At 66.6% G+C, this 26,529-nt stretch carries 22 protein-coding genes; 8 read left to right on the top strand and 14 right to left on the bottom strand.

The genetic code is table 11. The features are described 5' to 3' along the window. Nucleotides 1-44: 44 nt before the first annotated feature. Nucleotides 45-1,442, bottom strand: a complete 1,398-nt coding sequence (locus ACO06P_RS16010; protein ID WP_420346230.1) for a leucyl aminopeptidase family protein — start codon at nt 1,440-1,442, stop codon at nt 45-47. Nucleotides 1,443-1,596: 154 nt separating this feature from the next. Here ACO06P_RS16010 and ACO06P_RS16005 point away from each other — a divergent pair, with 154 nt between their 5' ends. Continuing rightward, nucleotides 1,597-2,244: a glutathione S-transferase family protein gene (locus ACO06P_RS16005; protein WP_420346229.1), complete on the top strand. Its 648-nt coding sequence runs from the start codon at nt 1,597-1,599 to the stop codon at nt 2,242-2,244. A 78-nt stretch (nt 2,245-2,322) separates the two neighbouring features. On the opposite strand, the gene ACO06P_RS16000 is transcribed toward ACO06P_RS16005, so the two are convergent. From ACO06P_RS16000 to ACO06P_RS15985, 4 genes are all read right to left on the bottom strand, one after another. Beyond that, nucleotides 2,323-3,357: a TAXI family TRAP transporter solute-binding subunit gene (locus tag ACO06P_RS16000; protein ID WP_420346228.1), complete on the bottom strand. Its 1,035-nt coding sequence runs from the start codon at nt 3,355-3,357 to the stop codon at nt 2,323-2,325. A gap of 102 nt (nt 3,358-3,459) precedes the next feature. Continuing rightward, nucleotides 3,460-4,254: a TVP38/TMEM64 family protein gene (locus tag ACO06P_RS15995; RefSeq protein WP_420346227.1), complete on the bottom strand. Its 795-nt coding sequence runs from the start codon at nt 4,252-4,254 to the stop codon at nt 3,460-3,462. A gap of 116 nt (nt 4,255-4,370) precedes the next feature. Beyond that, complete coding sequence (locus tag ACO06P_RS15990) at nt 4,371-5,795, bottom strand: dihydrolipoyl dehydrogenase family protein (RefSeq protein WP_420346226.1); 1,425 nt, start codon at nt 5,793-5,795, stop codon at nt 4,371-4,373. A gap of 83 nt (nt 5,796-5,878) precedes the next feature. Continuing rightward, nucleotides 5,879-6,361, bottom strand: coding sequence for a hypothetical protein (locus ACO06P_RS15985; RefSeq protein WP_420346225.1), 483 nt, complete (start codon nt 6,359-6,361; stop codon nt 5,879-5,881). Between the two features lie 424 nt (nt 6,362-6,785). Here ACO06P_RS15985 and ACO06P_RS15980 point away from each other — a divergent pair, with 424 nt between their 5' ends. Next, nucleotides 6,786-8,555, top strand: a complete 1,770-nt coding sequence (locus ACO06P_RS15980; RefSeq protein ID WP_420346224.1) for an SLC13 family permease — start codon at nt 6,786-6,788, stop codon at nt 8,553-8,555. Nucleotides 8,556-8,591: 36 nt separating this feature from the next. Here ACO06P_RS15980 and ACO06P_RS15975 read toward each other — a convergent pair whose 3' ends face one another. Further along, nucleotides 8,592-10,613: a PAS domain-containing sensor histidine kinase gene (locus ACO06P_RS15975; RefSeq protein WP_420346223.1), complete on the bottom strand. Its 2,022-nt coding sequence runs from the start codon at nt 10,611-10,613 to the stop codon at nt 8,592-8,594. A gap of 303 nt (nt 10,614-10,916) precedes the next feature. Here ACO06P_RS15975 and ACO06P_RS15970 point away from each other — a divergent pair, with 303 nt between their 5' ends. Further along, entirely contained in the window at nt 10,917-12,494 is a 1,578-nt protein-coding gene (locus tag ACO06P_RS15970; RefSeq protein WP_420346222.1) for an alkaline phosphatase D family protein, read from the top strand. 75 nt (nt 12,495-12,569) lie between these two features. Here the strand turns inward: ACO06P_RS15970 and ACO06P_RS15965 are convergent, their stop codons facing one another. After that, nucleotides 12,570-13,523: a LysR substrate-binding domain-containing protein gene (locus ACO06P_RS15965; protein WP_420346221.1), complete on the bottom strand. Its 954-nt coding sequence runs from the start codon at nt 13,521-13,523 to the stop codon at nt 12,570-12,572. 210 nt (nt 13,524-13,733) lie between these two features. On the opposite strand from ACO06P_RS15965, the gene ACO06P_RS15960 reads away from it, so the two are divergent. Further along, entirely contained in the window at nt 13,734-15,230 is a 1,497-nt protein-coding gene (locus ACO06P_RS15960) for a catalase (protein ID WP_420346220.1), read from the top strand. Between the two features lie 213 nt (nt 15,231-15,443). Here the strand turns inward: ACO06P_RS15960 and ACO06P_RS15955 are convergent, their stop codons facing one another. The 5 genes from ACO06P_RS15955 to ACO06P_RS15935 all read right to left on the bottom strand — a co-directional run bounded on the left by ACO06P_RS15955 (nt 15,444) and on the right by ACO06P_RS15935 (nt 19,166). Continuing rightward, nucleotides 15,444-15,950, bottom strand: a complete 507-nt coding sequence (locus ACO06P_RS15955; protein ID WP_420346219.1) for a GNAT family N-acetyltransferase — start codon at nt 15,948-15,950, stop codon at nt 15,444-15,446. Between the two features lie 116 nt (nt 15,951-16,066). Continuing rightward, a complete protein-coding gene (locus ACO06P_RS15950; RefSeq protein ID WP_420346218.1) occupies nt 16,067-16,465 on the bottom strand; it encodes a RidA family protein in 399 nt (132 codons plus the stop codon). Between the two features lie 44 nt (nt 16,466-16,509). After that, the gene (locus ACO06P_RS15945) at nt 16,510-17,514 is read right to left on the bottom strand and encodes an adenosine deaminase (RefSeq protein WP_420346217.1); all 1,005 of its coding nucleotides are present in this window, start codon (nt 17,512-17,514) and stop codon (nt 16,510-16,512) included. 47 nt (nt 17,515-17,561) lie between these two features. Continuing rightward, complete coding sequence (locus ACO06P_RS15940) at nt 17,562-18,326, bottom strand: SDR family NAD(P)-dependent oxidoreductase (RefSeq protein ID WP_420346216.1); 765 nt, start codon at nt 18,324-18,326, stop codon at nt 17,562-17,564. A gap of 21 nt (nt 18,327-18,347) precedes the next feature. Then, a complete protein-coding gene (locus ACO06P_RS15935; RefSeq protein WP_420346215.1) occupies nt 18,348-19,166 on the bottom strand; it encodes a DUF1194 domain-containing protein in 819 nt (272 codons plus the stop codon). Between the two features lie 143 nt (nt 19,167-19,309). On the opposite strand from ACO06P_RS15935, the gene ACO06P_RS15930 reads away from it, so the two are divergent. After that, nucleotides 19,310-19,723: a GFA family protein gene (locus tag ACO06P_RS15930; RefSeq protein ID WP_420346214.1), complete on the top strand. Its 414-nt coding sequence runs from the start codon at nt 19,310-19,312 to the stop codon at nt 19,721-19,723. Nucleotides 19,724-19,798: 75 nt separating this feature from the next. Here ACO06P_RS15930 and ACO06P_RS15925 read toward each other — a convergent pair whose 3' ends face one another. After that, the gene (locus ACO06P_RS15925) at nt 19,799-21,064 is read right to left on the bottom strand and encodes a pyridoxal-phosphate-dependent aminotransferase family protein (RefSeq protein WP_420346213.1); all 1,266 of its coding nucleotides are present in this window, start codon (nt 21,062-21,064) and stop codon (nt 19,799-19,801) included. Nucleotides 21,065-21,474: 410 nt separating this feature from the next. Here ACO06P_RS15925 and ACO06P_RS15920 point away from each other — a divergent pair, with 410 nt between their 5' ends. Both ACO06P_RS15920 and ACO06P_RS15915 read left to right on the top strand, forming a co-directional pair. Continuing rightward, complete coding sequence (locus tag ACO06P_RS15920; RefSeq protein WP_420346212.1) at nt 21,475-22,188, top strand: DNA helicase; 714 nt, start codon at nt 21,475-21,477, stop codon at nt 22,186-22,188. A gap of 248 nt (nt 22,189-22,436) precedes the next feature. Further along, complete coding sequence (locus ACO06P_RS15915) at nt 22,437-24,215, top strand: adenylate/guanylate cyclase domain-containing protein (RefSeq protein ID WP_420346211.1); 1,779 nt, start codon at nt 22,437-22,439, stop codon at nt 24,213-24,215. Between the two features lie 74 nt (nt 24,216-24,289). Here ACO06P_RS15915 and ACO06P_RS15910 read toward each other — a convergent pair whose 3' ends face one another. Further along, on the bottom strand, nt 24,290-25,495 hold the full coding sequence (locus tag ACO06P_RS15910; protein WP_420346210.1) for a multidrug effflux MFS transporter: 1,206 nt from the start codon (nt 25,493-25,495) through the stop codon (nt 24,290-24,292). Between the two features lie 375 nt (nt 25,496-25,870). On the opposite strand from ACO06P_RS15910, the gene ACO06P_RS15905 reads away from it, so the two are divergent. Beyond that, entirely contained in the window at nt 25,871-26,422 is a 552-nt protein-coding gene (locus ACO06P_RS15905) for a DUF2269 family protein (protein ID WP_420346209.1), read from the top strand. Nucleotides 26,423-26,529: the final 107 nt, after the last annotated feature.

Genomic DNA, 26,529 nt, shown 5'->3' with positions numbered 1-26,529 from the left:
GTCTGCGGCAGGCAGACGGCGTGACGGGCGCCGCCAGGCGGCGGTCAGCGCTTGGCCGCGGGCGTACGCCGGGTGAGTTCGACAACGGCCGCATAGGCCGCGCGCAGGCCCATGGCCTCGCCGCCCTCCGGCCGGCCCGGCTTGCCCGCCGGGTTCCAGGCCATGACATCGAAGTGCGCCCAGCGCGTCGACGGGCTGACGAACTGCTCCAGAAAGAGCGCGGCGACGATGGCGCCCCCATAGGGGCTGCCGGCGATGTTGTTGAGGTCGGCGGTCTTGCTCTCCAGGCCCTGGCGGTAGGGCTGGTGGAGCGGCAGACGCCACATCGGGTCGTTCTCCGCCGCGCTGTGGCGCAGCAGGGTACCGGCCAGCTTGTCGTCGTTGCAGAAAAGCGCTGGCAGGTCGGGGCCCAGCGCCACCCGCGCGGCGCCGGTCAGGGTCGCGAAATCGAGCAGCAGGTCCGGCTTCTCGCTGTCCGCCTCGGCCAGGGCATCGCAGAGGATGAGGCGCCCCTCCGCATCGGTGTTGCCCACCTCGACGGTCAGTCCCTTGCGCGTCTGGAGGATATCCATCGGGCGGAAAGCGTTGCCGGAGACCGCGTTCTCCACCGCCGGGACCAGCACCCGCAGGCGCAGCGGCAGCTTCTGGGCCATGATCAGGGCGGCCAGGCCCAGCACGTGCGCGGCGCCGCCCATATCCTTTTTCATCAGCTTCATGCCGGCCGCCGGTTTCAGGTCCAACCCGCCGGAATCGAAGCAGACCCCCTTGCCCACCAGGGTGACCCGCGGCCCCCGCACACCCCAGCGCAGATCGATCAGGCGCGGCTCGTCATCGGCGGCCCGCCCCACGGCATGCACGGCCGGATAGTTCTTGCGCAGCAGCGCATCGCCCACGATCACGCTGCACTTGGCGCGGTGGCGCCGGGCCAGCGCCTTGGCCGCATCGGCCAGCGCCGCCGGGCCCAGGTCGTTGGCCGGGGTGTTCACAAGATCGCGCACCAGAAAGGTCGCCTCGGCAGTGTGGGCGACGAGATCCTGGTCGGCCCCCTTCGGCCAGACCAGGCTGGCATAATCGCGCCCGTTTGCCTTGTAGCGGATGAAGGCATAGGTGCCGAGCCGCCAGCCGAGCGCCGCCTTGCTGGCCGCGGCCGGGCGCAGCGGCTGGGTCAGGCGGTAGGAGCCCGGCGGCAGCGTCGAGGGCAATGCCGCAAAGGACCAGATCGGCTCCTTGGCGTCGACGATGGCCAAGACCTCGTCCAGCGCGCCGTTCGCGCCGGGCAGCGGACAAACGCTGCCCGGGGCCGCCTTGAACCCGCTCTGCGCGATCCAGCCGCGCCGCTCGGCGCGCTGGTCCTTCAGCCAGTCGTCGAAGGCCTCGCGCGGGAGCGCGGTCAGGGGTCTGGCGGAGGGGTCGTCGGTAACCAGAAATGATGTCGTTGCCAAGGCTGCGGGCTCCGGAGTGGGCAGGAGGAAGGGTCGAGGAAAGCCGCGCCGCAGGAAAAGCCGGCGACGAACGGCTTGCGTGGCGCGCGCATCTTTGCGCTAAATCGCGGCCCTGTCGAGCCGCAGAAAGACCGACCCGGAGAAAGCCCAGCCCATGCCCCGCTACAGACTGATCCTCGGTAACAAGAGCTATTCCTCCTGGTCCCTGCGCGGCTGGCTGATCGCGAAGCTGGCCGGCATCCCCTTCGAAGAAGAGGTGATTTACCTGCGCAAGTCCGATACCCGCGCGAAGATCCTGGCCCACAGCCCGGCCGGCCAGGTGCCGGCGCTGATCGAGGACGGTCAGGTGATCTGGGACAGCCTGGCCATCGGCGAGCACCTGGCCGAGCGGTATCCCGATAGAGGGCTCTGGCCGAACGATCCGCAAGCGCGCAGCCTTGCGCGCTCGGTGGTGGCAGAGATGCACTCCGGCTTTCGCGCTCTGCGCATGGCCCTGCCCATGGACCTGCGGCGGCGCTACACGGACCATCCGCTGAGCCCGGAGGTCGCCCGGGAGATCGCCCGCATAGAAGAGATCTGGCACGACTGCCGCGCCCGCTACGGCGCCGAGGGCGGCTTCCTCTTCGGCGCCCCGACCATTGCCGATGCCTTCTACGCCCCGGTCGTCACCCGCTTCCGCAGTTTCGAAGTGACGCTGAAGGCGGAAAGCGAAGCCTACTGCGCTGTGATCATGGACTGGTCCCTGATGCGCCAGTGGCTGGCTGAAGCGGCGGAGGAAAGCGAGACCATCGTGTTCTTCTGACCGCGCGCACCCGGAGCAGCAGGTACCGGGAACTGCACGCACCGGAAACTGCGCAGGCGCGGCTTGGCGCGGCTGCGCCTATTGCAGCACCTCGGCCTCCCGGTAGTAGCGCTCGGCCCCCGGATGCAGAGGCACGCCGAGCCCCTCGGTGGCCTTTTCGATCATGATCTGCGCCCCCTTCGGATGGCCTTTCTCGAGAAGCTGCCGGGTGCTGGGGTGCCACAGCGCGCGCGTGATCTGGTAGACCGTTTCCTCCGGCACGCTCTCCGCGACCAGCCACTGCGCCCCGACCGAAACGGTGTGGGTCGCACCGATCCCCGGATAGGTTCCCGCCGGTAGCATCTGGTCGGCGAAGAAGGGAGAGTCCGCCAGCAGGGCCTCCACCGGCGGCCCTTCGATCGGCACCAGCTCGACGAGCGCCTCCTCCGCCAGCTCCTGCACCGCCGCGGCAGGCGTACCGGCAGTGAAGAAGAAGCCGTCGATCTCGGCTTCGCGCAGGGCGTCGGCAGCGGCGCCGGATGCCAGTGGCACGTCCTCCACATCGTCTTCGCCGAGGCCAAAGGCCTTCAGGATCAGCAAGGCATCCACCCGGGTCCCGGAGCCTTTGCGGTCCAGGGAGATGCGCTTGCCACGCAGATCCTGCACGCTCTCGATACCGGAGTCGTAGCGCACCACGAGGTGCATGGTTTCCGGATAGAGGTTCGCGATCGCACGCAAGCTGGAGACGGCGCCTTCCTCTTCGAAGAGCTCCTCTCCGTTGAAGGCCCAGTAGGCGACGTCCGACTGACTGAAACCGGATTCCAGGCTGCCGTCACGGATCTGTCGGACGTTGTCCACCGACCCCCGGGTCGACTGCGCCACGGCCACCAGTCCCGGGGCGCCGCAGCTGCCGCCGCGGTCGCAGTCGCGGCTGCCGGGCGGCGAGGAGATGGCGCTGGCGATGATACCGCCGACCGGGAAGTAGGTGCCGGCGGTCGAGCCCGTGCCGATCCGGAAGAAGGTGATCTCCTGTGCCACCGCGCCGGCAGCAAAGACCCCCATGAACAAGGGTACCAGCAGGGCCTGGCGAAGGACCCTGCCGACTCTTGCGGCGAACCAAAAGCGGCGATGCATCAGCGCCTCTTGACGGGAGCCGGCCTGGCCGGCTGTGTGCACCGCCACAGCATAGCAAGCCGGCCGGAAGGGCGCCAGAGCGACGCCCGTCCGGCCCGCCGATCAGGCGCCCGCCCGCCGCGCCTTCACGCGCTTGTAGACGACCGGCAGCAGGGAAAGAAGCGACAAGCCCACCAGCCCGGCAATGATCTCCGGCGTCAGCACCGAGCCCACGGAGAAGCTGCCGCCCTGATCGAAGACCGACCCAAGGCCGGCTCCGGCGAGGACGAAAACCAGGGTGCCCGGGATGATCCCGAAGAAGGTGCCCAGCACATAGGTGCGCAAGGGCACGCCCAGGAAGGCCGGAACCAGGTTGACGATGAAGAAGGGAAACAGCGGGATCAGACGCAGCACCAGCAGATAGCTCAGCGCGTTCTCCTGAAAGCCTGCCTCCATGCGTTTCAGGAAGGGCCCGGCACGGTCCCGCAGCGCCGAGCCGAGCGCCGAGCGTGCGATCAGGAAGATCGCCGTCGCGCCGAGGGTCGCAGCGACGACGACATAGACGGCGCCTGTTGTGACGCCGAAGAGGAAGCCCCCGGCGATCGTCAGCACCACGCCGCCCGGCAGCGAGAGGGCCGTCGCCAGGGCGTAGAGCGAGACGAAGGCCAGCCCGGCGAGGACGGCATTGTCCGCCACAAAGCCGTTGAGTGCTGCGCGGTGCTCGCGCAGGGCTTCGATGGAAAGATGCTCGTGCAGACCCAGCGAGAAGGCCGTCGCAATGGCCGCCGCCAGAACGGCAAGCGGCAGAAAGCGCTTCACGCGGGACGGTTTCCTGGTGGGAACAGTGTTGTTGTCCACTGTGGTGGCCTCCGTTGCGGTCCGCGGCACGGGGCCAGAGGTCGATACATGGTCGCTCATGACAAACTCCAGGCTTGCCGCCCCACGCCGCTCGTGCGGGCGGTGGTTGATGGATCCAAAGGATTGCTGTCTTGCGGCCGCTGGACGGCCTTTCGTCTGCGCCCCAGCTCTGGGCCCTAGAAGCGCAGCAGGAACCGGACGATCTTCTTCGTACGCTCGCTGAACAGGCTCGGGGTGTAGTAACTCCCCGCAACCCGCTTGTTGACCTCGCCCAGGGTCGGATAGGGCGCGATGATGTTGGCCATGGCGCCGATCTTCAGACCCTGGCTGATGGCCAGGACCCAGGGTTGGAGCAGTTCGCCGGCGTGCAGCCCGGCGATGGAGGCGCCCAGGATCTTGCCCCGCGCGCCGACCACCACCTTGATCAGGCCCTCGGTGGCCTGCTCCGCCTGGGCGCGGTCGTTCTCGGCGAAGGACCATTTGAGCGCCCGCACCTTGTCCCCGTACTGCTCGCGCGCCTGGGCTTCGGTCAGGCCCACGTGGGCGACCTCCGGGTCGGTGAAGGTGACCCAGGGCACCGCCTTGTAGTCGACCTTGGCGGGCAGCTTGAAGAGCGCGTTGCGGATGACGATGCCTGCGTGGTAGCCAGCCATGTGGGTGAACTGATAACCGCCGGCGACATCGCCGATGGCAAAGATCTTCTTGTTGGTCGTCCGCAGACGCGCGTCGACCTCGATGCCCTTGGGGGAGTAGGCGACACCGGCGACTTCCAGGTTCAGGCCGCCCACATTGGCCTTGCGCCCGGCCGCCACCAAAAGGTGGGAGCCTACAATCTGCTTCGTCTCGCCGTTTTCCTCGATGGTTACCGCGACGCCGTTGCCATGCGGCGCAACCTCCTTGATGGCGATGCCTTCGTGGATCTCGATGCCGTCCTCGACAAGGCGTTTGCGCGCGAAGGCGGTGACGTCGGGGTCGTCCTTGCCCAGCACGGTGAACATCTCCAGCAGCGAGACCCTGGCCCCCAGGCGACGCTGGGCCTGGGCCAGTTCGGCGCCGATCGGGCCGCCACCGATGACGATCAGGTGGTCGGGCCGCTCGGCCAGATCGAAGACGGTCTCGTTGGTCAGAAAGGGAACCTGGTCGAGGCCCGGGATCGGCGGCACCGCTGCCGACGACCCGGTGGCGATGACGAAGCGCTTGGCCTTGATGCGGGTATCGCCGGCGACGACCTCGCCCGGCCCGGTGAAGCTGCCGGCCGACTGAATCACGGTGACGCCGAGATCTTCAAAGCGCTCTACCGAGTCGTGCGGGGCGATGGCGGCGATGACGCTGCGGACGTGATCGCGCACGCCGAGGAAGTCGACCTCCGGCTCGTGACCGTTGACGCCGAACCTGCCGGCGTGGCGCACCGTGTCGGCCGCATGGCCGGCGGCGATCAGGGACTTGGAAGGGACGCAACCGTAATTCAGACAGTCGCCGCCCATCTTGCCCTTTTCGAGCAGAACCACCTTGGCGCCCATTTGCGACGCACCGGCGGCCACAGAAAGGCCGCCGGAACCGGCCCCGATCACACAGATATCCGCTTGGATGGTCTTGGCCATCGTGCTGTTCCTTGTTTGCGCTTGTGTCTTCCCGGGCTTCCGGGCCGCCGCCGCAGCGGCGCCGGCCCCTTGACCCGGAACCGTTAGCCTTCGACGACGATCTTGTAGTTCGGCGTCGGGTTCAGCGGGCAGCTATAGATGTACTCGCCCGCCTCGAGCGTGACTTCGTAGTCCTTGGTCGTGCCCTGGCTGAGGCCGCCGCCGGAGACGGAGACCTTGTTCAGCTTGTGCAACGGATTGCGCCAGTCGTAGTCGTGCTCGCGCACCCAGAAGCCGAGGTCGTAGGGAACGTTCTTGTTCGTCACCCGGAAGACATACTTGCCGGGCTTCAGCGTCAGCACCTTGGCGCTGGCCAGGCGGTCCGCGCCGCTGTCGGCATTGATCGCCTCGCAGTCGGCCTTCTGGGTGGTGGTGTAGCCGTGATCGCCACCGTCTTCGACCTCGACGAACTGGCAGGCGGTCTGCGTGAGTTCGATAACCTGGGCCTCCTGGGCCGAGGCGGAAGAGATGCCAAAGGCGAGCGCCCCGGCGGCGAGGGAAGCCGTGCTCAGAAAAACCTTCTTCATGGCGCTGTCTCCTTGTCGCTGTAGCGGGGTCGCATGCGACGCTCTCGATGGTCCCCCGACCTCGGTGCGGGTGCCCGCTCAACTCCCCCGGCAGGCGCCCCGTCTGCAGCTCAGATAGGAAGGCTGAATGCCGCCAAAAGGCCTTTCACAGGGATGTGACACGGCGTTACGGGCGCCGGACCGCCTAAAAAACCCAGTTTCGGCTGAATTGAGGGCTTTTCGCAGCCCGCAATCAATGGATGACCATAGCACAGGCGGCGTTACCAGGCCGTTTGCACAGGCATGACCCGCGCGAAAAGCCGCCTTTGCGCCTTCAACCGGGGCAACCGGCACTCAGGCCCTGGCGGTCCGGCAAAGGGAGTGACACAATTCCTCTCCTCTCAGCTCCTGTCCTCTCAGCCAGCCCGGAACCGCCCGTCCCCTTATGACCGAACAGCAGATCATGATCTTCGCCATCATGCTGGGGCTCTTCGTGCTGCTGGTCTGGGGCCGCTGGCGTTACGACGTCGTCGCCTTCGGCTGCCTGATGGTGGCCGTGGTCGCCGGGCTGGTTCCGGCCGCGCAGGCCTTCAGCGGGTTCGGCCATCCGGCGACCATCACCGTGGCGGCGGTCCTGATCCTCAGCCGGGTTCTCTCCGGCTCCGGCGCCATCGACCTGCTGACCCGGCTGATCAGGCCGGCGGAGCACTCGACCAGCAGTCATGTCGGCGTGCTCGCGGGCCTGGGCGCGGTGCTTTCCACGGTGATGAACAACGTGGGCGCCCTCGGCATCCTGCTTCCCATGGCGCTGCAGTCGGCCCGCAAGGCGGTCCGCTCGCCCGCGAAGCTTCTGATGCCGCTGTCCTTCGGATCGATCCTCGGCGGCCTGGTGACGCTGATCGGAACGCCGCCCAACATCATCGTCGCCACCTTTCGCGGCGAGCTCACGGGCCAGCCCTTCAAGATGTTCGACTATGCCCCGGTGGGGCTGGCCATCGCGCTTGCCGGCCTGGTCTTCATCACCCTCATCGGCTGGCGGCTGGTCCCGGAACGCGGCACCAGCCGTGCGGCGGGCGGCGACCTCTTCGACATCGAGAACTACATCACCGAGGTGCGGGTGCCGGAGGACAATCCCCACATCGGCAAGACGCTGCGCGAGATCGACGACCTGACCCAGGACATCGATGCCGTCATCATGGATCAGATCCGCAACGACCGGGTGCATCCGGCCGCCGGCCGCAAGGAGCTGCAGGCGGGCGACGTCCTGAAGATCGAGGGGGCGCCCGACGAGATCGACAAGTTCGTCAGCAAGCTCGGGCTGGAGATCGGCGTCGAGACGGGCAAGACCAAACCGCCGGAGGACGCGACCCTGATGGAAGCGGTGGTGACGCCGGGCTCGCGCCTGGAAGGGCGGCTGGTCGGATCGCTGCGCCTCTTCGCGCGGCGCGGCATCACCATTCTCGCCGTCTCCCGCCAGGGCCAACCCTACCGCGGCCGGCTGCGCTCCTTCCGCATCCGGCCGGGCGACGTGCTGCTGCTGCACGGCGAGACCGAGCATCTGGCCGACCTCGTCCCGGCACTCGGCTGCCTGCCGCTGGCCGAGCGGGAGCTTCACTTCGGTAAACGCAAGCAGGGGCCAGCCGTCATCGCCATCTTCGCCGCCGCCATCGCCGCGGCCAGCCTGGGGCTGGTGCCGATCCAGATTGCCTTCGGCATCGCCGTCGCGCTTCTGGTGGTCAGCGGCATGCTGGCGGTACGCGAACTCTACGACGGCATCGACTGGCCGGTGATCGTGCTGCTGGGCTCCCTCATCCCCGTCGGCGGCGCGCTGCAATCCACCGGTGCGACGACGCTGATCGCCGACGGCCTGCTGACAGTCACCGCCGGGCTTTCGGCCAGCATCGTTCTGGTGATCCTGATGGTGGTCACCATGACCCTTTCGGATATACTGAACAACGCGGCGACCGCGGTCGTCATGGCGCCGATCGCGGCGACCATTGCCGAGCGGCTGGGCGTCAGCGCCGATCCTTTCCTGATGGCCATTGCCGTCGCCGCCTCCTGCGCCTTCCTCACGCCCATCGGCCACCAGAACAACGCGCTGATCCTCGGCCCCGGCGGGTATCGCTTCGGGGACTACTGGCGCATGGGTCTGCCGCTGGAGGCACTGGTGATCGTGGTGGCGGTCCCGGTCATTCTGATGGTCTGGCCGCTCTAGGCCGGCCGCGGGGCGCGGCGGCCCATCCGGGCGCGGTCAGGCGGAGTTCTGGCTGGGCCTGCCGGCACCGCCCGGCCAGGTCAGGACGCGGCTTGCCGGGAAGCGCACGGTGATCTCCGTGCCTTCGCCGACCGTGCTTTCGACCACCATCTGGCCGCCGTGCATCTCCGCCAGGGACTTGGTGATCGGCAGGCCGAGACCGGTGCCGTCGTGGCTGCGGGTGTGGACGCTCTCGACCTGGCCGAAGGGTTGGAGAACCAGGTCGATCTCCTCTTCCGCCATGCCGATGCCGCTGTCGCGCACGACCAGCGCAAAGCTGCCGTCGGCTTCCACGCAGGCTTCGGCGCAGACCGACCCGCCCACCGGCGTGAACTTGATGGCGTTGGACAGCAGATTGAGCAGGATCTGCCGGATCGACCGCTTGTCGGCGACGAGCTGCGGCAGGCCTTTCGGCAAGGTCGCCTGCAGCTTCAGGCCGCTGTTCGCCGCGGTTTCCTTGACGATGGTCAGGCAGGATTCCACCACGGCGCCGAGGTCGATGGGTTCCTCGTGCAGCTCCATGCGCCCGGCCTCGATCTTGGAGAGATCGAGAATGTCGCTGATGATCGAGAGCAGGTGACTGGCCGAACGCCGGATGTCTTCGGCGTACTCGCGGTAGTGCTCGTTGCCGATCGGGCCGAAGAGGCCCTGCTCCATGATTTCGGAAAAGCCGATGATCGCGTTCAGCGGCGTGCGCAGCTCGTGGCTCATGTTGGCGAGGAAGGTCGACTTCGCGCGGTTGGCTCTCTCGGCCTCGTCGCGGGCGACCCGAAGCTGCTTTTCCTTCTCCTTCATCTCCGTGATGTCGACATGGATGCCGCCGACCCCGATCGGCGTGCCGCCGGAGCCGAGCACCGGAAAGCGCGTGATCATGACAAAGACCTTGCCGCCGTCGCCACGGGTCACCTCCGTTTCGACCTCCATCGGCACGCCGGTCTTCAGCACCATCCAGTCCTGTGCGCGAAAAACCTCCGCCTCGTCGTGGCGGAAATAGTCGAAAGGCGATTCGCCGACCAGCACGGTCTCTCCCAGGCCATAGACGTCGCGGAACTGCTGATTGACCAGCATGTACTGGCCGTCCTGGTTCTTCAGGCTGAGGCCGGCGGGCAGATGGTCGATCACGGCGCGCAGGCGGTCGCGGATTTCCTGCTCAGCCCGCTCGATGGATTTGGTCTCGGTGATATCGGTGGCGGTCAGGAAGATGCCGCCGTTGGTGGTGCGTTCCTCGCGGATCCGCACCCACTTGCCGTCGGAGCGCTCGACCTCGAACTCTTCGCGCGGGTTCAGGTGCCGCTCCATGCGCTCGGCGACCCACTCCTCCTCGCGCCCGAAGGCCGAGGGGATGAGACCATGCTGGATCTGGATGCGGATGAGCTCTTCGAAGGTCATTCCGGGCCCGATGGTCTCGGTGGCGGCGCTGTGGAAGGCGAGGTAGCTCTCGTTGAACAGCAGCAAGCGGTCTTCCGCATCAAAGAGCGCCACCGCCGCGGTGAAGGACTCGACCGCCTGAAGCAGCAGGTCCTGCGCCTCGAAAGCGATGCGGCGCGCGTGGTATTCGTCGGTCAGGTTGCGTCCGGTGCCCCGGTAACCCAGGAAGCTGCCGTCGTCGTCGAACAGCGGCACCCCGCTGATCGACCAGTACTGGCGCGATCCGTCGGCCATGGCATAGACATAGCGGAAATCACGGAACGGCCGATGAGCCCGCAGGTCGGCCAGATGCGCGTTCCACTTCTCCTCGTCGGTGTCGCCCGCCCCGAGCTGCAGCCGCGACTTGCCGATCACCTCGTCGGGGTCGACACCGGTGGTTTCTCTCAGCCGCTCGGAGACGAAGCAAAGCCTGAGGTCGGCATCCATTTCCCAAAACCAGTCCGACGCCGCGGCAGCGAACCCCCGCAGGCGCTCCTCGCTGTCGCGGAGCGCGGAAAGAGCCCGGGCATGATCGTCCTCGAGGCGTTCCACCTCCTCGACGCGTTGCCTGAGCCGCGCCAGCTCCTCGGCCAACTCAGCCTTGGTGGGCAAGGACCCCAACCTTTCCATGGGATTACGGACAGATTTCAGTTTCCTCTGATAACCATTAAGAGACGTTGAAGATGCCCGGAAAACCGGGCCGAAGCCTCGCTGAGAGCCCTCCTTCAACGCCTAAGCGCACCCGTCACGAAAGTGACCTGCAAGCGACATCCTGCGGCAAAGTCCGAAGGCTATCGAATTCGTTAACCATAACCACGCGCTGAGGCCGGGCCGGCCGGGGCAGCCACGGGACGCCGCGCCTCCGCGTTAACGAAACAGCAAGATCCCCAAAACCCGATCGCCAAGGAGAAGATCATGACGCCGACGCGCTTTCCCCGCTCGACCTCCCTCTACTCGCGACGCAAGGTGTTGCGCGGCGGCGCCGCCGGCGCCGGGCTGTTCGGCGCCGGGCTGCTGGGCTTCCCCGCCATCGCCCAGTCCAACCGCCCGGTCTTCACCCACGGCGTTCAGTCCGGCGACGTGACCACCGACAGCGGCATCATCTGGGCCCGGGCCGACCGGCCCTCGCGGCTGCTGGTCGAGGTCGCGACCAGCGATTCCTTCAGCAACGCCCAGCGCCTGCGCGGGCCGGCGGCCATCGACGGCAACGACTTCACCGCCAAGATGGATCTCACCGGCCTGCCGGCCGGCCAGGACATCTTCTATCGCCTGCAGTGGCAGGACCTGGCCGACGTCAACCTGCTGAGCGAACCGATGGTCGGCCGCTTCCGCACCGGACCCGCCGGCAAGCGCGACATCACATTCGTCTGGACCGGCGATACCTGCGGCCAGGGCTGGGGCATCAACCTGGATTGGGGCGGCATGCGCTGCTACGAGACCATGCGCAACAACCGGCCGGACTTCTTCATCCACTCCGGCGACACCATCTACGCCGACAACCCTCTGGAAACGGAGAAGATGCAGCCCGACGGCAGCGTCTGGAAGAACGTGATGATCGAGGAAAAGGCCAAGGTCGCCGAGACGCTGGCCGAGTTCCGCGGCAACTACAAGTACAACCTCATGGACGAGAACGTGAAGCGCTTCAATGCCGAGGTGCCGATGCTCGCCCAGTGGGACGACCACGAGGTGGTGAACAACTGGTACCCGGGCGAGATGCTGATCTCCGACGACCGCTACACGGTGAAGAGCGCGGACCTGCTGGCGGCCCGCGCCAACAAGGCCTTCCTGGAATACATGCCGATCCGCCAGCACCCCAGCGACCGCGAGCGCATCTATCGCAAGATCCCCTACGGGCCGCTGCTGGACGTCTTCTTCATCGACCTGCGCAGCTACCGCGGCCCCAACAGTTCCAACAACCAGCCGGTGCGCAGCCGCGACACCGACTTCCTGGGCCCGCAGCAACTCACCTGGCTGAAGCAGCAGCTGCTGGCATCCAAGGCCACCTGGAAGGTGATCGCCAGCGACATGCCCATCGGCATCGTCGTCGCCGACGGCGAGAACGCCTTCGAGAACGGCGCCAACGGCAGCGGGCCGGTGCTGGGCCGCGAGCACGACATCGCCGACCTGCTGAGCTTCATCAAGCACAACGACGTCAAGCAGACGGTCTTCTTCACCGCCGACGTCCACTACACGGCCGCGCACTACTACGACCCCAGCAAGGCCCAGTTCCGCGACTTCAATCCCTTCTGGGAATTCGTCTCCGGCCCCGTTCATGCCGGCTCCTTCGGGCCGGGCCGCATGGACGACACCTTCGGCCCGCAGGTGGTGTACTCCAAGGACCCGGCAGGCGAGCGCAATCTGCCGCCGAGTTCCGAACTGCAGTTCTTCGGCCATGTGCGCATCGACGGCGAGACCGAGGCCATGACCGTGACCCTGAAGGACCTGAACGACAAGGACCTCTACACGGTGACCCTGGAGCCGGCCAGCGCCTGACCTCTTCGTTCGCAGACTTGAGCCAAGGGGGCGCCCCGCAGATCCGCGGGGCGCCCCTCTTGTTGCCAACCCGGTCTAAGTCTGGCCGCGCAGGGGCCGCACCGTGTTGGGGAGATTCGCCACCACCACGTCGGCCAGGGCTTCGATCATCTTCACCTGGGGGAAGCTGCGCCGATACCACAGCGCCACCGGCCGGGTCGCCGTCGCCAGCTTCAGCGGCCGGGCGACGATGCCCATATCCGTCATCCAGCCGCCCCTGACCGCCAGCGCCGGCACCAGCGTGCAGCCGAAGCCGGCGGCCACCATGTTCAGCAGCGTCTCCAGGCTGGAGGCGCGCAGGTCGCCGAAAGGACTCGTCCGCTTGCCGTTGCGCGCCGTCGCGCCGGGGGTCCCGGCCCGGGTGTCGCAGACCTGCAGCACCTGGTCGCGCAGGCAGTGCCCGTCGGTGAGCAGCAGCAGGTCCACTTCCGCCAGGTCGGCTTCGGTAACCTCCTCCAGGGACGCCAGCGGATGGTCGCGCGGATGGGCGATCCAGAAGGGCTCCTCAAAGAGCGGCAGGCTGGCGAGGTCCGCGGCCTCCGGCGTTGTCGCCAGAAGGGCGGCGTCGATCTCGTGATCGGCCAGCCGCTCCAGCAGCCGCTCGGTCACTTCTTCCGAAAGCACAGGCGTGAGGCGCGGATGAGCCTCCGCCAGGCGCCGCAGCACCAGGGGCATGAGGTAGGGCGAGACGGTGGGGATCACGCCGAGCCGCAGGCGGCCGCTCATGGGGTCGCGCTGGGCGCGGGCGATGCCCTCGATCAGGTCGGTCTGTTCCAGCGCCAGGCGTGCGTGCCTGGCGATGGCCTCGCCCACCGCCGTGGTCACCACCGAGCGGTTGGTGCGCTCGAAGAGGGTAACCCCCAGGCTGTCCTCCAGCTTGCGGATCTGGCCGCTCAGGGTCGGCTGGGTGACATTGCAGCGTTCGGCGGCGCGGCCGAAGTGCCGCTCCTCCACCACCGCAAGCAGGTAGCGCAGATCCCTCAGGTTCATCGCTCAGAGTCCCAAAACCATCGCCTTTTCCTAATAATAGTCTATGCCAATTATATCTATCGAAACAATCGATTTCACTTATCGACGATTTCCGACCACCTTTGAGGCGTCGCTTCAGCCGGGTGCGACCCGGGCAGCCGGTGAGACTGCAGGGCGAGACTGCAAGCAGGACCCGGCAGGGCGCAGAGCACCGTTTTCAGGAGGACAGAGATGGCGGACGACAGCAGCAAGACCAGCCGACCCACCACAACCACCCCCACCATGACGACCACGGCGGGGGCGCCGGTTTCCGACAACCAGAATTCCATAACCGCCGGCGCGCGCGGCCCGGTCCTGCTGCAGGACTATCAGCTGATCGAGAAGCTGGCGCACCAGAACCGTGAGCGCATCCCCGAGCGGGTGGTCCACGCCAAGGGCTGGGGGGCCTTCGGGACCTTCACCGTCACCCACGACATCACCCAGTACACCCGCGCCAAGATCTTCTCCGAGGTCGGCAGGAAGACCGAGCTGATCGCGCGTTTCTCCACCGTCGCCGGCGAACTGGGCGCCGCCGATGCCGAGCGCGACGTGCGCGGCTTTTCGGTGAAGTTCTACACCGAGGAAGGCAACTGGGATCTCGTCGGCAACAACACGCCGATCTTCTTCATCCGCGACCCGCTGAAGTTCCCGGACTTCATCCGGACCCAGAAGCGCCATCCCAAGACCAACCTGCGCTCGGCCACCGCGATGTGGGACTTCTGGTCCCAGTCGCCGGAATCCCTGCATCAGATCACCATCCTGATGTCCGACCGCGGCATTCCGACCAGCCCGCGCTTCATGAACGGTTACGGCTCCCACACCTTTTCGTTCATCAACGCCGACAACGAGCGGTTCTGGGTGAAGTTCCACTTCAAGACCCGCCAGGGCCACAGGCACCTGACCAACGAAGAATCCGCCGCGGTGATCGGCCAGAGCCGCGAGAGCTATCAGGAGGATCTCTTCGGTTCGATCACGAGCGGTGCGTTCCCGCAGTGGGACCTCAAGGTCCAGATCATGCCGGAGGCCGATGCCGAGAAGACGCCCTACAACCCCTTCGACCTGACCAAAGTCTGGCCCCATGCCGACTATCCGCTGATCGACGTCGGCGTCATGGAACTGAACCGCAACCCGGACAACTATTTCGCGGAGATCGAGCAGGTCGCTTTCTCGCCCTCCAACATCGTGCCGGGCATCGGGTTCTCGCCGGACAAGATGCTGCAGGGGCGAATCTTCTCCTACGCCGATGCGCACCGCTACCGCCTGGGCACCCACTACGAGGCGCTGCCGGTGAACGCACCCAAGTGCCCGGTGCACCACTATCACAAGGACGGCGCCATGCGGTTCTTCCGCAACGACACCGGCAACCCGGACGTCTACTACGAGCCGAACTCCTTCAACGGCCCGGCCCAGAACCCGGACTACGCCGAGCCGCCGCTGAAGATCTCCGGCGATGCCGACCGCTACGACCACCGCGAGGGCAACGACGACTACACCCAGGCGGGCAACCTCTTCCGCCTCTTCGACGAGGGCCAGAAGCAGCGGCTCTTCGAGAGCATCGCCGGGGCCATGGCCGGCGTGCCGGACTTCATCGTCCAGCGCCAGCTCGCCCACTTCCACGCGGCCGACCCGGACTACGGCGCCGGCGTCGCCAGGGCCCTGGGCGTGACCTATCCGGCGGCGGCCGAGTAAGCCGCCCGCGAAAAGCCTCCGCCGCTCCGCCCGGACCCCGCACCCCCTCTTCGGCTCCGGGCGGATCGGTTAACCTGAGGCCGGAGACGGACCGTCCCCTCTTCCTCCGGGGGGAAGGCCCGTCTCCGGCCCTTTTCTTATCACGCCAGAGATCTCCGCCGGACTCGCGCGCACGTCGCAGGCGCAAGTCACAAGCGCGCGAGGCACGGCCTGTCAGCCGGCCGCCGCGCCGGTCAGCCGGGCCATGACGTGGGCGTCGATGTATTCGCCGCGGCGGTAGGCATAGGCCCTAAGCGTTCCCTCGACCTCGAAGCCCAGGCTCCTGTACAGCGCGACCGCGCGCTCGTTGGTGGTCCAGACCGTGAGACCGAGCCGCGAGAGCTGGAGCCAGTTGTCCGCCAGATCGAGGATCGCCTCCATCAGCGCGCGGGCCACGCCTTTGCCCTGCCAGTCGGCGTGGGTGACGATCATGTTGATGTCGCCGGCGTGGCGGTGGCGCGGAACATGACCGAAGGTGTAAAGTTCGGCAAAGCCGACGATCCGGTCTTGCGACAGGGCCACCATGGCGGTCGTCCCGTCGCTGGGCTCCAGGCGTTTGCGGGTTTCGTCGAGACGCTGGATCGGCAGCCGCATGGTGCCGGTCACGACGTGCGGGCTGAGGAAGATCTGGTGCACCGCGTGGTGATCGCCGTCCTGCACGTGGCGAATCTCATAACCCATCGTTCCCTCCTTGAAGTCAGCGAACGAATGCGGCGTCGCGCGGACACTAAGGATTTGGGCAGAAGATGCAACCGAGTCCATGAGGCCGGGTTGACGGCCTTTGCGGGCCGACGCCCTCAGCGATTGGAGGGTTGCTTTGCAGTGACGCGGATCTCGATGAGCGCGCCGGGCGCCGCGAGCTCCGAAACACCAATCGCGGTCCAGGCCGGATAGGGCTCGGCGATGTAGTCGTCCTTCACCCGGCGGAAGAGATCCAGATGGTCGAGCAGGCCGACGTGATAGCTGGTCATCTCCACCACGTCGCCGAAGTCCGCCCCGGCCTCCGCGAGCACCGTGCCGACGTTCGCGAAGGCCTGACGAACTTGCGCTTCCGGGCTCCGCGGCAGGCTGCCGTCCGGGCTCGCCCCGGTGCAGCCGGAGACGAAAAGGAAACCGCCGGAGAGGATCGCCGGCGCGAAATGCCAGTCGCTGTAATAGCTCTGCCGGTCCGGCGGGATGATGGCTTTCTTGTCCAAGGTCGAACGTTCCCAAGCATGGCGGCGTACAAAGGCCGATTACCTTACCCGCCGTTCACGTAAGCATCGACCTCCGCGATCCGGGCGGCCTTGGCCTCGTCGTCGAGGAAGGAGGCGGCAAAGGAGTTGCGGGCGATTTCGGCCAGAACCGCATCGCTGAGGCCGAGCGCCTGCTGCACCGCGCGGTAGTTGTCGTTCACATAGCCGCCGAAGTAGGAGGGATCGTCGGAGTTCACCGTGACGAAGAGCCCCTTGTCCAGCATGGTCTTCAGGGGATGTTGCTTCATGTCTGTCACGCCGCAGAGCCGCAGGTTGGAGAGCGGACAGACGGTCAGCGGCATCCGCCGTTCGGCCAGTTCCGCGACCAGGTTCTCGTCCTCCAGCGCCCGGTTGCCGTGGTCGATGCGGTCGACCTGCAACGCCTCCAGCGCGCCGCGCACATAAGCGGGCGGCCCCTCCTCGCCGGCATGGGCGACCGCGCGGAACCCGGCAGCCCGCGCCTTGGCGAAGACCTCGGTGAAAAGCTCCGGCGGATAGCCGTTCTCCGAGGAGTCGAGCCCGACGCCGACGATGCGGTCGCGGTGATCCATGGCCTGCTCCAGGGTCGCCAGGGCGTCCTCCGCCGGCAGGTGGCGCAGAAAGCAGAGAATGAGCTTCGACGTAACGCCGAACCGCCGCTCCCCCTCCTGCAGGGCGCTGTGGATGCCGTCCAGGACGGTCTCGAAGGCAACCCCGCGCGCCGTATGGGCCTGAGGGTCGAAAAAGATCTCCACGTGTTTCACCCCATCGGCCGCAACCCGCGTGAGGTAGGCCAGCGTGAGATCGTGGAAATCCTGCTCCGTCCGCAGCACCGACATACCCTGGTAGTAGAGGTCCAGAAAGTCCTGCAGGTTGGCGAAGCTGTAGGCCGCCCTGATCGCCTCCACCGAGTCGTAGGGCAGCGAGACGCCGTTGCGCTGAGCCAGGGCGAACATCATCTCCGGCTCCAGCGAGCCCTCGATATGAATGTGCAGTTCGGCCTTGGGCAGGGAAGCGATGAAATCGGTCACGGAAAACGGATCCTCTTGGGCGCGGCGTCCTTTGTTGCGGTGGGCGTTTATAGCGAAATGGAGAAGCCCCCGTCGACCGGCAAGGCGGCACCGGTGACGAAGTCGCTGGCGGGCCCGGCGAAAAACGCCGCCAGCCCCTCGAAATCCTCCGGCCGGCCCCAGCGCGCCGCCGGCGTGCGTTTCAGGACGTGGTCGTTCAGGCCGTCCACCTCGCGGCGCGCCAGGCGGGTAAGATCGGTGTCGATCCAGCCCGGCAGGATACAGTTCACCTGGATGTTGTCCGCCGCCCAGGCCGCGGCCAGAGACCGGGTGAGCTGCACCACGCCGCCCTTGCTGGCGCCGTAGGCCGGGCTCCAGGGCGCCCCGAAGATCGACAGCATGGAGCCATTGTTGAGGATCTTGCCGCCGCCGGCCCGCTTCATGAGGGGATAGCAGGCCTTGGCGCAGAGGAAGGCACTGGTGAGGTTGGCATCCATTACCTGCTGCCACTCCGCCGCCGACAGGTCCTCCGGGCGTTTGCGGATGTTGGTGCCGGCGTTGTTCACCAGGATGTGGGGCCCGCCGAGCCGGGCCTGGGTCTCTTTCACCATGGCCGCGACCGCCGCCGCGTCGGTCACATCGCAAACAACGGACAAGGCCTTGGCGCCCAGGCCCTCCAATTCTGCCACGGCAGCGGACAGCTTCTGCCTGTTGCGGCCGGCCACGGCCACCGCCGCCCCGGCCTTGGCCAGGCCACGGGCGATGCCCAGACCGATCCCGCCGTTTCCGCCGGTGACCAAGGCCACCTTTTGTGAAAGGTCGAACGCTTTCATGCCGGAGGTCCCGCTTGCGCGCTACTGCAGCGGCGCTTCGGAGTCTGCTTGGCTGCTGCGGGCGGCCGCGAGGCGCAGGCGGAAGGTCTGCTCGTCGGGAACGCCGGCGACTTCGAGCAAGAGTTTCTTGCGCACCGCCTCGGCAAAGCTCTGGTCGCCGTCGACGGTGACGACAAAGGATGCCGGGCCGACGATGATGTCCTCCCGGAAGGCCTGCTCCAGGTCGTAGCTGACGGGCCGCCCGCTGGCGCAGGGCCGGCAGAGGATCGCCAGACCGTTTATGGAAACATCGGCGGCCAGGGCGGCGTCGCGCGCCGCCTGAACCGGAAGCCCGCCCCAGTTGTTGGCACTGTCGCCGGAAAAATCGATGATCTTGCGGAAGCCGTCGATGTCGTTGTTCTCGATCAGCGCCAGACCGGCGGCGATGGCCGAGCCGATGGCGTTGCGCCCGAAGGCCTGGCGCGGCTTCTCCAGCAACTGCTGGGCGAAGGCCGCGGCGGAGGCCTCGCCGTCGATGATGGTCCAGGGCACCACCACCTCCTGGGAGCTGGCATTGCCCCATTCCACGTAGGTGACCGCGATTTTGCCGTCATGTCCCAGACCGATTGCCGCCAGGATGTCGGGGTCGGTGATCGCCTCGGCATAACCCTGACGCTGAAAGAAAATCTCGTCGTCGTCGATGGAGCCGGAGGCATCGGCCAGCAGCACAAGCTCCAGATCGACCCGTTCGGCCGCCAACGCGGGCGGGGAGACCGCCATGGACAGACCCGCGAGCAGGCCCGCGAGCAGGAAAGCGGAGAGTCCAAAGGCTTGCAGCAGGGCCCGGGCCGGGAAAGGCATGATCCGCATCCTCGCAGCTGTGTCGGCGGCAGGGAGCATACCCTTTGCCGCGGGCCGGCGATAGCGGCTCAATACGGCTGAGGCCCGCTGACAGGCCTGCGAAGAGGAGATAAGCTCCCGCTGAAATACCAGGGAGATCGGTCATGACTTCGAAACGCGGGGCAACGAAGCGCGGGCACTGCCTTTGCGGGGCGGTCAGCTATGAGTATGACGGACCGGAAAACTGGCGCGGGCACTGCCATTGCGATTCCTGCCGGCGCGCCACCGCCTCGCCCTTCACCACCTTTTTCGGGGTCGACCGGAGGGCTTGCCGCTTCACGGGAGCCGAGCCCGCGGTCTATCGATCATCGCCCGGCGTGCGGCGTCTGTTCTGCCCGACCTGCGGAACGCCGATCGCCTACGAAAGCGAGCGCTGGCCGGAAGAGACCCATTTCTACGCCGCCACTCTCGAGGACGCCCGGGACTTCGCGCCCGAGTTCCACGTCTACTGGGCCGAGCGCCTGCCCTGGGTCCACCTGCAGGACGACCTGCCGAAACACGAGGGCAGCGGCAGCTGAGGGACGGGCGACCGCTGAACCGGTAACCGCTGAAGAAGTCGCCAAATCCGGCTACGGGCGCGGCGAAGGCGGCGCCTACTCCCCCGGCGCGTTGACGGCCGGGGCCGCGGCCCGCGCCGGGCCGGGGCCGCCGCTGCCGGCGGAGTCGTTCCTGCCAGCGACCGGAACGGCCTCGACGAAGCAGTCGATGGCCGCCTGGACCCCGCCCTTGCCGTGCGGGATGCCGAGCGCCGCCAGGCTGGTCTCCACCACGCCCAGAGTGCCCAGCATCATCGGCGCATTCACATGGCCCATGTGCGCGATGCGGAAAGCCTTGTCGGTGAGATCCCCGATGCCGATGCCGAGGACCACACCGCAGACGTTTTCCGCGTAGCGCAGCAGCTCTGCCGGGTCGCGTCCCTCCAGAAGCACGGTGGTCACGGAGTTCGCACGCGCCGCCGGATCCAGCACGTTGAAGCTGAGCGCCCCGCCCTGGGCCCAGACCGCGATGGCGCGCCGCGTCGCTTCGGCCAGGATGCGGTGGCGTTCGAAAACCGCCGGCAGCCCCTCCTCGAACAGCAGATCGAGCGCCTTGCGCAGGCCGAACAGCAGGTGCTCCGGCGGCGTGCCGCAATACTTGTTGTAGTGGCGCGGTCCTTCGCGCTGTGTCCAGTCCCAGTAGAAGGTGCGCAGGTCGGCGCTCTCATGCGCATCGAGCGCCCGCTTGCCGGCAGCCACGAAGCTCAGCCCGGGGGGCGTCATAAGACCCTTCTGCGATCCCGTCACCCCGACGTCGATCCCCCAGGCATCCATCTCGAAGGGCATGGTGGCGAGCGAGGCGATGGCATCGACCATGAACAGGGCGCCGTGGCCAGCCGCATCGATTGCCCGGCGGATCGCCGGGATGTCGTTGGCGATGCTGGAGGCGGTGTCGACCTGGACCACCAGAACCGCCTTGATCTCCCCCGCCGTATCGGCCCGCAGACGCTCCTCGACGGCGGCGGGATCGACCGCATGGCGATAGCTGGCCGGCATCTCCTCGACGGTGATGCCTTGCGACGCGGCCATCTCGCCCCAGGCCGGCGCGAAAAGGCCGGAGCCCAGCACCAGCACCCGGTCGCCGCGCGAAAGGGTGTTGCTGAGCGCCGCCTCCCAGGCGCCGTGGCCGTTGGCGGCATAGATGTAGGTGCGCCCCTCGGTCTTGAAGATGCGGCGCAGATCCTCCAGGCAGCTGGTGGTGGTGTCCAGCAGGGCACCGGCATAGATCTCGATCGCCGGGCGGTGCATGGCCTGCAAGACCTCGTCGGGCACCGTCGTCGGGCCCGGAATCGCCAGGAATTCCCGTCCATGTCGCAGTGTCATCGCGCGAAATCTCACGTTAACGTTGGCGGCGGAGGAAGGGAGCCTAAGCGCCCGGCGGCAGAGGGGCAAGCCCGACGCGGACAGCCGCAGAGAACTGCGGGAAAAGCCCGTCCGACCGCGGCCGCCAGATCCGTCACTGCGAAGGACGCGCGCAGGCGGCAGAGCAAAGGTGACGGAGCAAAGGCGACCGGGCAAAGGTGACAGGGCAAAGGCGACCGGGCAAAGGTGACAGGGCGGCTTGAGTTTCAGAAAGCCCGGCACTAGCCTACGTCCTCAGGCCCGGCCCGGGCCTCCCCCCTCCGACAGGGAAAGCATCCGACATGCAGGGCGAAGACCTCATCGAACCCGTTCCGTTCGAGCACGTGCATAAGGAGGGACTGCACCGCCTGCTCGCATCAGGAGGGTATCGCATGAGACTGTCAGCCCCCATTTTTCGACTGAAACGGCAAGCCAGACTGTTGGCGCGCGAAACCGGTCTGCCGCTGCATGACGCTCTGAACCGGGTCGCGCGAAGCGAAGGTTTCCGGACTTGGAGTGAGCTCGCCGCGGCTGTGCCGCGGCGGCCTGCGGCCGCCGAAATCCTGACCCGGCTGGTTCCCGGGGATCTGATGCTGCTGGCCGCGCGTCCGGGCCACGGTAAGACCCTTCTGGCTTTGGCGCTCCTGGTCGAGGCTTCAAAGGCAGGCCGGCAGGGTTTCTTCTTCTCTCTCGACTGCACCGAGATCGAGGTTCTGCGTCACCTGCGATCGATCGGTGCGGACCCGAAAACGAGCGAAGGCGCCTTCGCGCTCGACACCTCCGACGACATCTGCGCCGGCCATATCGTCGAGCGGATGACGGGAACGCCGCAGGGCAGCCTCGCGGTGGTCGACTATCTCCAGCTTCTCGATCAGCGGCGGCGCAACCCGGAACTCGGCGCTCAGGTGGCGGCCCTGCGGGCCTTCACACAGGCCAAAGGATCGATCCTGGTGATGGTTTCGCAGATCGACCGCGCGTTCGACCTCCAGGGCAAAGCCCTGCCCGACCTGTCGGATGTGCGCCTGCCCAATCCGCTCGATCTGACTCTGTTCACCAAGACCTGCTTCCTGCACGACGGTGAAATTCGGCTGGACGCGGTGGCCTGACGCCGCCCCGAAGGAGGATCTCGCATAGGTCCGTTTCCCGTTTGGAAGATCCAGGCCGGCAGGCGGAGCCGATCGGGTTTTGCAACGAACCCGGCCGGCGCCGTTTTTGTGGGCAACAACTGGATGACAATGGCAGGGTTTTGCTGAACAGTTGGAAGCATGGACAAAATGGTCATCGAGGAGATCCCTCGGACGATACCCGCCAGCACCTTTGACCGGGTGGTTTCCTGCTGCTTGGGGAGCCATTTGTGAGCAGCCGCTGGAAGCCCGGCCGTGCTTTCACCATTGCGACCGTTTTGCCTGCGCTTCTGGCGCTGCTGGTCGTTGCGGCCGTGGTTCCGGTTATCGCGACGACCTATGTGGTCAATGCATCGAATGCCAACGCATTGCTCAGCACCCGCGCCGAGCTGCTGGTTGACGGCCTGGAAAACCAACTGAGAGGGCTGCTGGATCCGATCAACGCGCAACTGAGCACGGCCCGCGACCTTATCGAGCAGAGCGAACTGGACTTCGAGGACCCGGTCCGCTTTGAAACCTATGTCGAAGGAATGATCAGCGGCACACCGCAGATGTCCGGCATCGGCGTCATACGGCCCGACGGCACCATGAGGCGATGGGAGAGGGGACGACCCGGAGCCATAGAGGAGCCGCCCGACGCCCTTCCCTTGGTGGGACAGGCCCTCGCCGAAGCCGGCCTCACAGACCAGGTCCGGTGGTCGGCGCCCTTCGTCAGCCTGGTGCTGCGGGATACCATTCTCAATCCGCGCATCTCAATCCGACGGGATGGAGGGATCGCCGGCATCCTGACTGCCGGCGTCACGGGCCGGCGCCTGTCGGAGTACGTAAGCGCGCTCTCCGAAGGAGAGGTCACCGCTTTCATTCTCTATGACCGCGACAAGCTGATCGCCTATCCCAACCGTTCGCCGGAAGAAGCCACGCCGACATCGACACGTCTGCCGACCATCCAGGACAGCAGCCTGGCCATCATCCGCGATATCTGGGTCGAACAGAACGAGGTCACCCAGAGCAACAAGATGGTGCGCACCGAAGGTCACTGGGCCCCTATCGACGGAACGCCCTATGCCTACTTCTATCGTGAAATCACTGGATACGCCCCCGAACCCCTTCTGGTCGGCGTGGCCATTGCCTCGGCGGAAAGCCGCTGGTTCAGATGGGCGGCCCTCTTGGCGGCCGCGTTCGGGGTGGTCCTGCTCGGGATCGCCGTCGTCGCCGCCTGCGTGATGGGACGCCGGATCGCAGCACCCATGGTTCAGATCGAGGATGCGCTCAGCAAACTGGAAAACATGGAGTTCGACAGAGTGGCGTTGCCGCAGATGAGCCGAAGCCGGATCGCCGAATGGCGGAACTCGGCCACGCGGCTGACCAAAACGGCGACGGCCCTGGCGTCCTTCAATCAGTACGTTCCGGGCAAACTGGCCCGACGGCTGATGAACCGTCCTCAGGACGCGGTGGAGCCGCAGGAAAGACCGGTCACCGTCATGTTCGTCGACATGGAGGGGTTCAGCGCCTTTGCCCGGACCCATACGGCACAGCAGGCGGCGGAAAGACTGAATGCCGTCTTCGGGCTCATCGGTCCCATCATCGAGAACCACGGTGGTGTGATCGACAAGTACACCGGGGACGGGCTCATGGCTTTCTGGGGCGCGCCGGACCTGCAGGAAGACCATCGCCGGCGGGCGATCGATGCGGCTCAGGAAATTCGGCGTGTCGTGGACGAGGTTTCCGCTGAATCCTGGTTCGACGGCACCCCCCGCTTGAGGATAGGTCTGCACGCCGGGCCGGCAATCGTCGGCAATCTCGGTTTCGAGGGGCGCGTGAACTACACCCTGGTGGGAACGACGGTGAACACCGCCGAACGTGTCGAGCAGGGGCTGCGCGGGCGCCGGCCGGATCAATCCGTGATCATCGGCATGTCGCAGGAAATGTACGATCAGGTCGGGCCTGCGGCGGGCCTTGACGCGGCAGAGACCCTGCAGGTCGGCCACTACCACATAGTGGTCCTCTAACGACCTTTATGAGCGGGCGTGGCGTAGCGCCGGTCGGCACAAACGGTCCAGGCCGGAGGGGACAGGCGCCTCTCTCACGACGCTTCGCGGGAGGACGCCTGCCTGTCGGGTGCACGGACCCACCATGCGCACAGCAGGCCCAGGAAGGACGTTGCGAACATCAAACCCAGCAGGGTCATTGCACCCGTCTCTTCGGTGACGACGGCACCGGCCATCCATGTCAGAACGGCACCGGCAGCCATGGTAAGGGCCCCGGCGAGGCCCGAGGCCGTGCCCGCCAGATCGGAACGGACCGACATCGCGCCGACATTGGCGCTGGGCATCGTGATCCCGTTGCCGAGGCCGACGAAAATGGTGCACCCAAACAGGGCGAGTTCATGCTCCAGGCCCGCGGCAAAGAGCAACAGCCCGACGGTAAGACCCGTGCAGGCCACGACCCGCCCCGCCAGCATCATGGTCTCCAGTTCGAAATCCTTGGCAAAGCGGGCGGCCCCATAGCTGCCCAGAACGAAGCCGCCGGTGATCGATCCGACGTAAAGCCCCAGCATGCCCGGAGAGATCTGGAACAGCGCGGTCGCGACCAGGGGCGCCCCGGCAATGAAGGCGAAGAACGCCCCTGTCGAAAACGCCATGCAGCCGGCATAGCCCCAGAACCGCCGGGATCGCAGCAAAACCGGATAGGACCGCACCTGGGACCGGAAGGTCTGGGAGGGGTTCGGGTTGGTCTCGCCCAGATCGATCCAGGTCAGGCCGAAGAGGGCGATCCCCACCAGCGCAAAGACGAGGAAGCTGGATCGCCAGCCGAAAAGCTCGTCGAGCGCGCCGCCCACCATCGGGCCCAGCATCGGCGCCACCGCCATCGCCATTGCGATATAGCCGAGGAGGCTCGCCGCCTGCTTGGGCGGCACCATGTCCCGCACGACCACGCGCGACAGCGCCCCGCCTGCAACGATCGCGCCCTGCAGCAGCCGGAAGAACAGGAACACCCAGACGGTTTCCGCCAAGAGGCAGCCCAGCGACGCGACGGTGAAAAGGACGATGGCGCCAAGCAACACGGGCCTGCGCCCGTATCTGTCCGACAGGGGTCCGATGACGATCTGCAGGACAGCGGTCACCGCGAGGTAGCCGGCGATCGACAGGCTGACCAATGCGTAATCCGCATCGAGATCCACGGCGATGTTGACGAGCGAGGGGACGAACATATTGAGCGAGAGGATCGAGACGCCAGTCAGCAGGATCAGCGTCAGGATCGTCGGCGGCGTTCGGTCGGTCGAGGACATCTAGGCAATCCACTAAAACTTGCACAAAAAAAGCCCCCGAAACAGTCGGGGGCGCGTCACGTCGTGAACCGGAAACGGTTACCGTTTCCCGCGCCTTCGCTTCGATACTACGCAGATCCTGGTCACGACGATTGCTCCACTTGAGTGCCTGGCACTTGGATGCCTGGAACGCTAGGGACCGCAGTTCCGCCTGTCAACAACGGCGCCCGCCGCACAAAGCGGTGGCCCGCACGTCATCACGCCCGCTAGACTGAGGCCGATGGCGTGAAAACCAGGTCCGCCAGTCCATGCCGAAAAGCCGCGGACCAGTCCCCGCCAGCGGGCCATTAGTCGCCTGCGACGAGGGCCGCGCCCGAGAAGCATGAAAGGATACGCATGCGCAAGGTCCTGAAAATCCTGCACTCAATCGCCGCATGCGGACTCATCGGCGGCCTCGGCTGCTACATGATCCTGCTCGTCGCGGCTCCGCAGGAGACGCCTGCCGCCTACGCGGACCTGCGGCACGCCATCGCCGCAATCAGCAACTACCTGTTGCTGCCTTCTTTGGCCATCGTGCTGCTCTCCGGCCTGCTGGCGATGGCGACGCATCACCCGTTTCTGGACAAGGGCTGGGCGTTGCTGAAGGCGGCCTTGGGCATCCTCATGTTCAAAGGCGTGCTGACAATCGTCGGGGCGAAGGCCGATCACGCCGCCGTTGTCTCCCGGCAGATCGCCGACGGCGAGCCGGTGGCGGAGGTGCTGGACGCAGCTCTTGCCCAGGAATGGCTCGCCCTTGGCACCGTCATGGCGCTGTCAGTGGCCAACGTGGTGTTGGGGGTCTGGCGTCCAAGGCTCGCCCGCAGGACACAGAGCCACGCGCAGCGCACACCCGAGGCGGCCGCCGGCACGGATGCGGGCAGCGGCGAGCGCGCGCGCCCGGCGGCGTAGCCGGGCGCCCCAGAACGCCGACCGCCCAAGCGGCGTCGCCGCCCCAGGTTGAAGGCAGCGGCACTTCAAAACCCGATGTGAGCCAGAGCTGCGGAGAAAGGGAACTG

The sequence above is a fragment of the Pelagibius sp. genome, assembly GCF_965227505.1.
Taxonomy (GTDB): domain Bacteria; phylum Pseudomonadota; class Alphaproteobacteria; order Kiloniellales; family Kiloniellaceae; genus Pelagibius.
Note: the sequence above shows the minus strand (reverse complement) of the source record. Positions and strands in the feature narration are given on the sequence as shown.

Coding starts and splice junctions, on each gene's coding strand:
- ACO06P_RS16005 (WP_420346229.1), top strand. CDS start 1,597: ATGCCCCGCTACAGACTGATCCTCGGTAACAAGAGCTATTCCTCCTGG.
- ACO06P_RS16000 (WP_420346228.1), bottom strand. CDS start 3,357: ATGCATCGCCGCTTTTGGTTCGCCGCAAGAGTCGGCAGGGTCCTTCGC.
- ACO06P_RS15995 (WP_420346227.1), bottom strand. CDS start 4,254: ATGAGCGACCATGTATCGACCTCTGGCCCCGTGCCGCGGACCGCAACG.
- ACO06P_RS15990 (WP_420346226.1), bottom strand. CDS start 5,795: ATGGCCAAGACCATCCAAGCGGATATCTGTGTGATCGGGGCCGGTTCC.
- ACO06P_RS15985 (WP_420346225.1), bottom strand. CDS start 6,361: ATGAAGAAGGTTTTTCTGAGCACGGCTTCCCTCGCCGCCGGGGCGCTC.
- ACO06P_RS15980 (WP_420346224.1), top strand. CDS start 6,786: ATGACCGAACAGCAGATCATGATCTTCGCCATCATGCTGGGGCTCTTC.
- ACO06P_RS15970 (WP_420346222.1), top strand. CDS start 10,917: ATGACGCCGACGCGCTTTCCCCGCTCGACCTCCCTCTACTCGCGACGC.
- ACO06P_RS15965 (WP_420346221.1), bottom strand. CDS start 13,523: ATGAACCTGAGGGATCTGCGCTACCTGCTTGCGGTGGTGGAGGAGCGG.
- ACO06P_RS15960 (WP_420346220.1), top strand. CDS start 13,734: ATGGCGGACGACAGCAGCAAGACCAGCCGACCCACCACAACCACCCCC.
- ACO06P_RS15955 (WP_420346219.1), bottom strand. CDS start 15,950: ATGGGTTATGAGATTCGCCACGTGCAGGACGGCGATCACCACGCGGTG.
- ACO06P_RS15940 (WP_420346216.1), bottom strand. CDS start 18,326: ATGAAAGCGTTCGACCTTTCACAAAAGGTGGCCTTGGTCACCGGCGGA.
- ACO06P_RS15935 (WP_420346215.1), bottom strand. CDS start 19,166: ATGCCTTTCCCGGCCCGGGCCCTGCTGCAAGCCTTTGGACTCTCCGCT.
- ACO06P_RS15930 (WP_420346214.1), top strand. CDS start 19,310: ATGACTTCGAAACGCGGGGCAACGAAGCGCGGGCACTGCCTTTGCGGG.
- ACO06P_RS15925 (WP_420346213.1), bottom strand. CDS start 21,064: ATGACACTGCGACATGGACGGGAATTCCTGGCGATTCCGGGCCCGACG.
- ACO06P_RS15920 (WP_420346212.1), top strand. CDS start 21,475: ATGAGACTGTCAGCCCCCATTTTTCGACTGAAACGGCAAGCCAGACTG.
- ACO06P_RS15910 (WP_420346210.1), bottom strand. CDS start 25,495: ATGTCCTCGACCGACCGAACGCCGCCGACGATCCTGACGCTGATCCTG.
- ACO06P_RS15905 (WP_420346209.1), top strand. CDS start 25,871: ATGCGCAAGGTCCTGAAAATCCTGCACTCAATCGCCGCATGCGGACTC.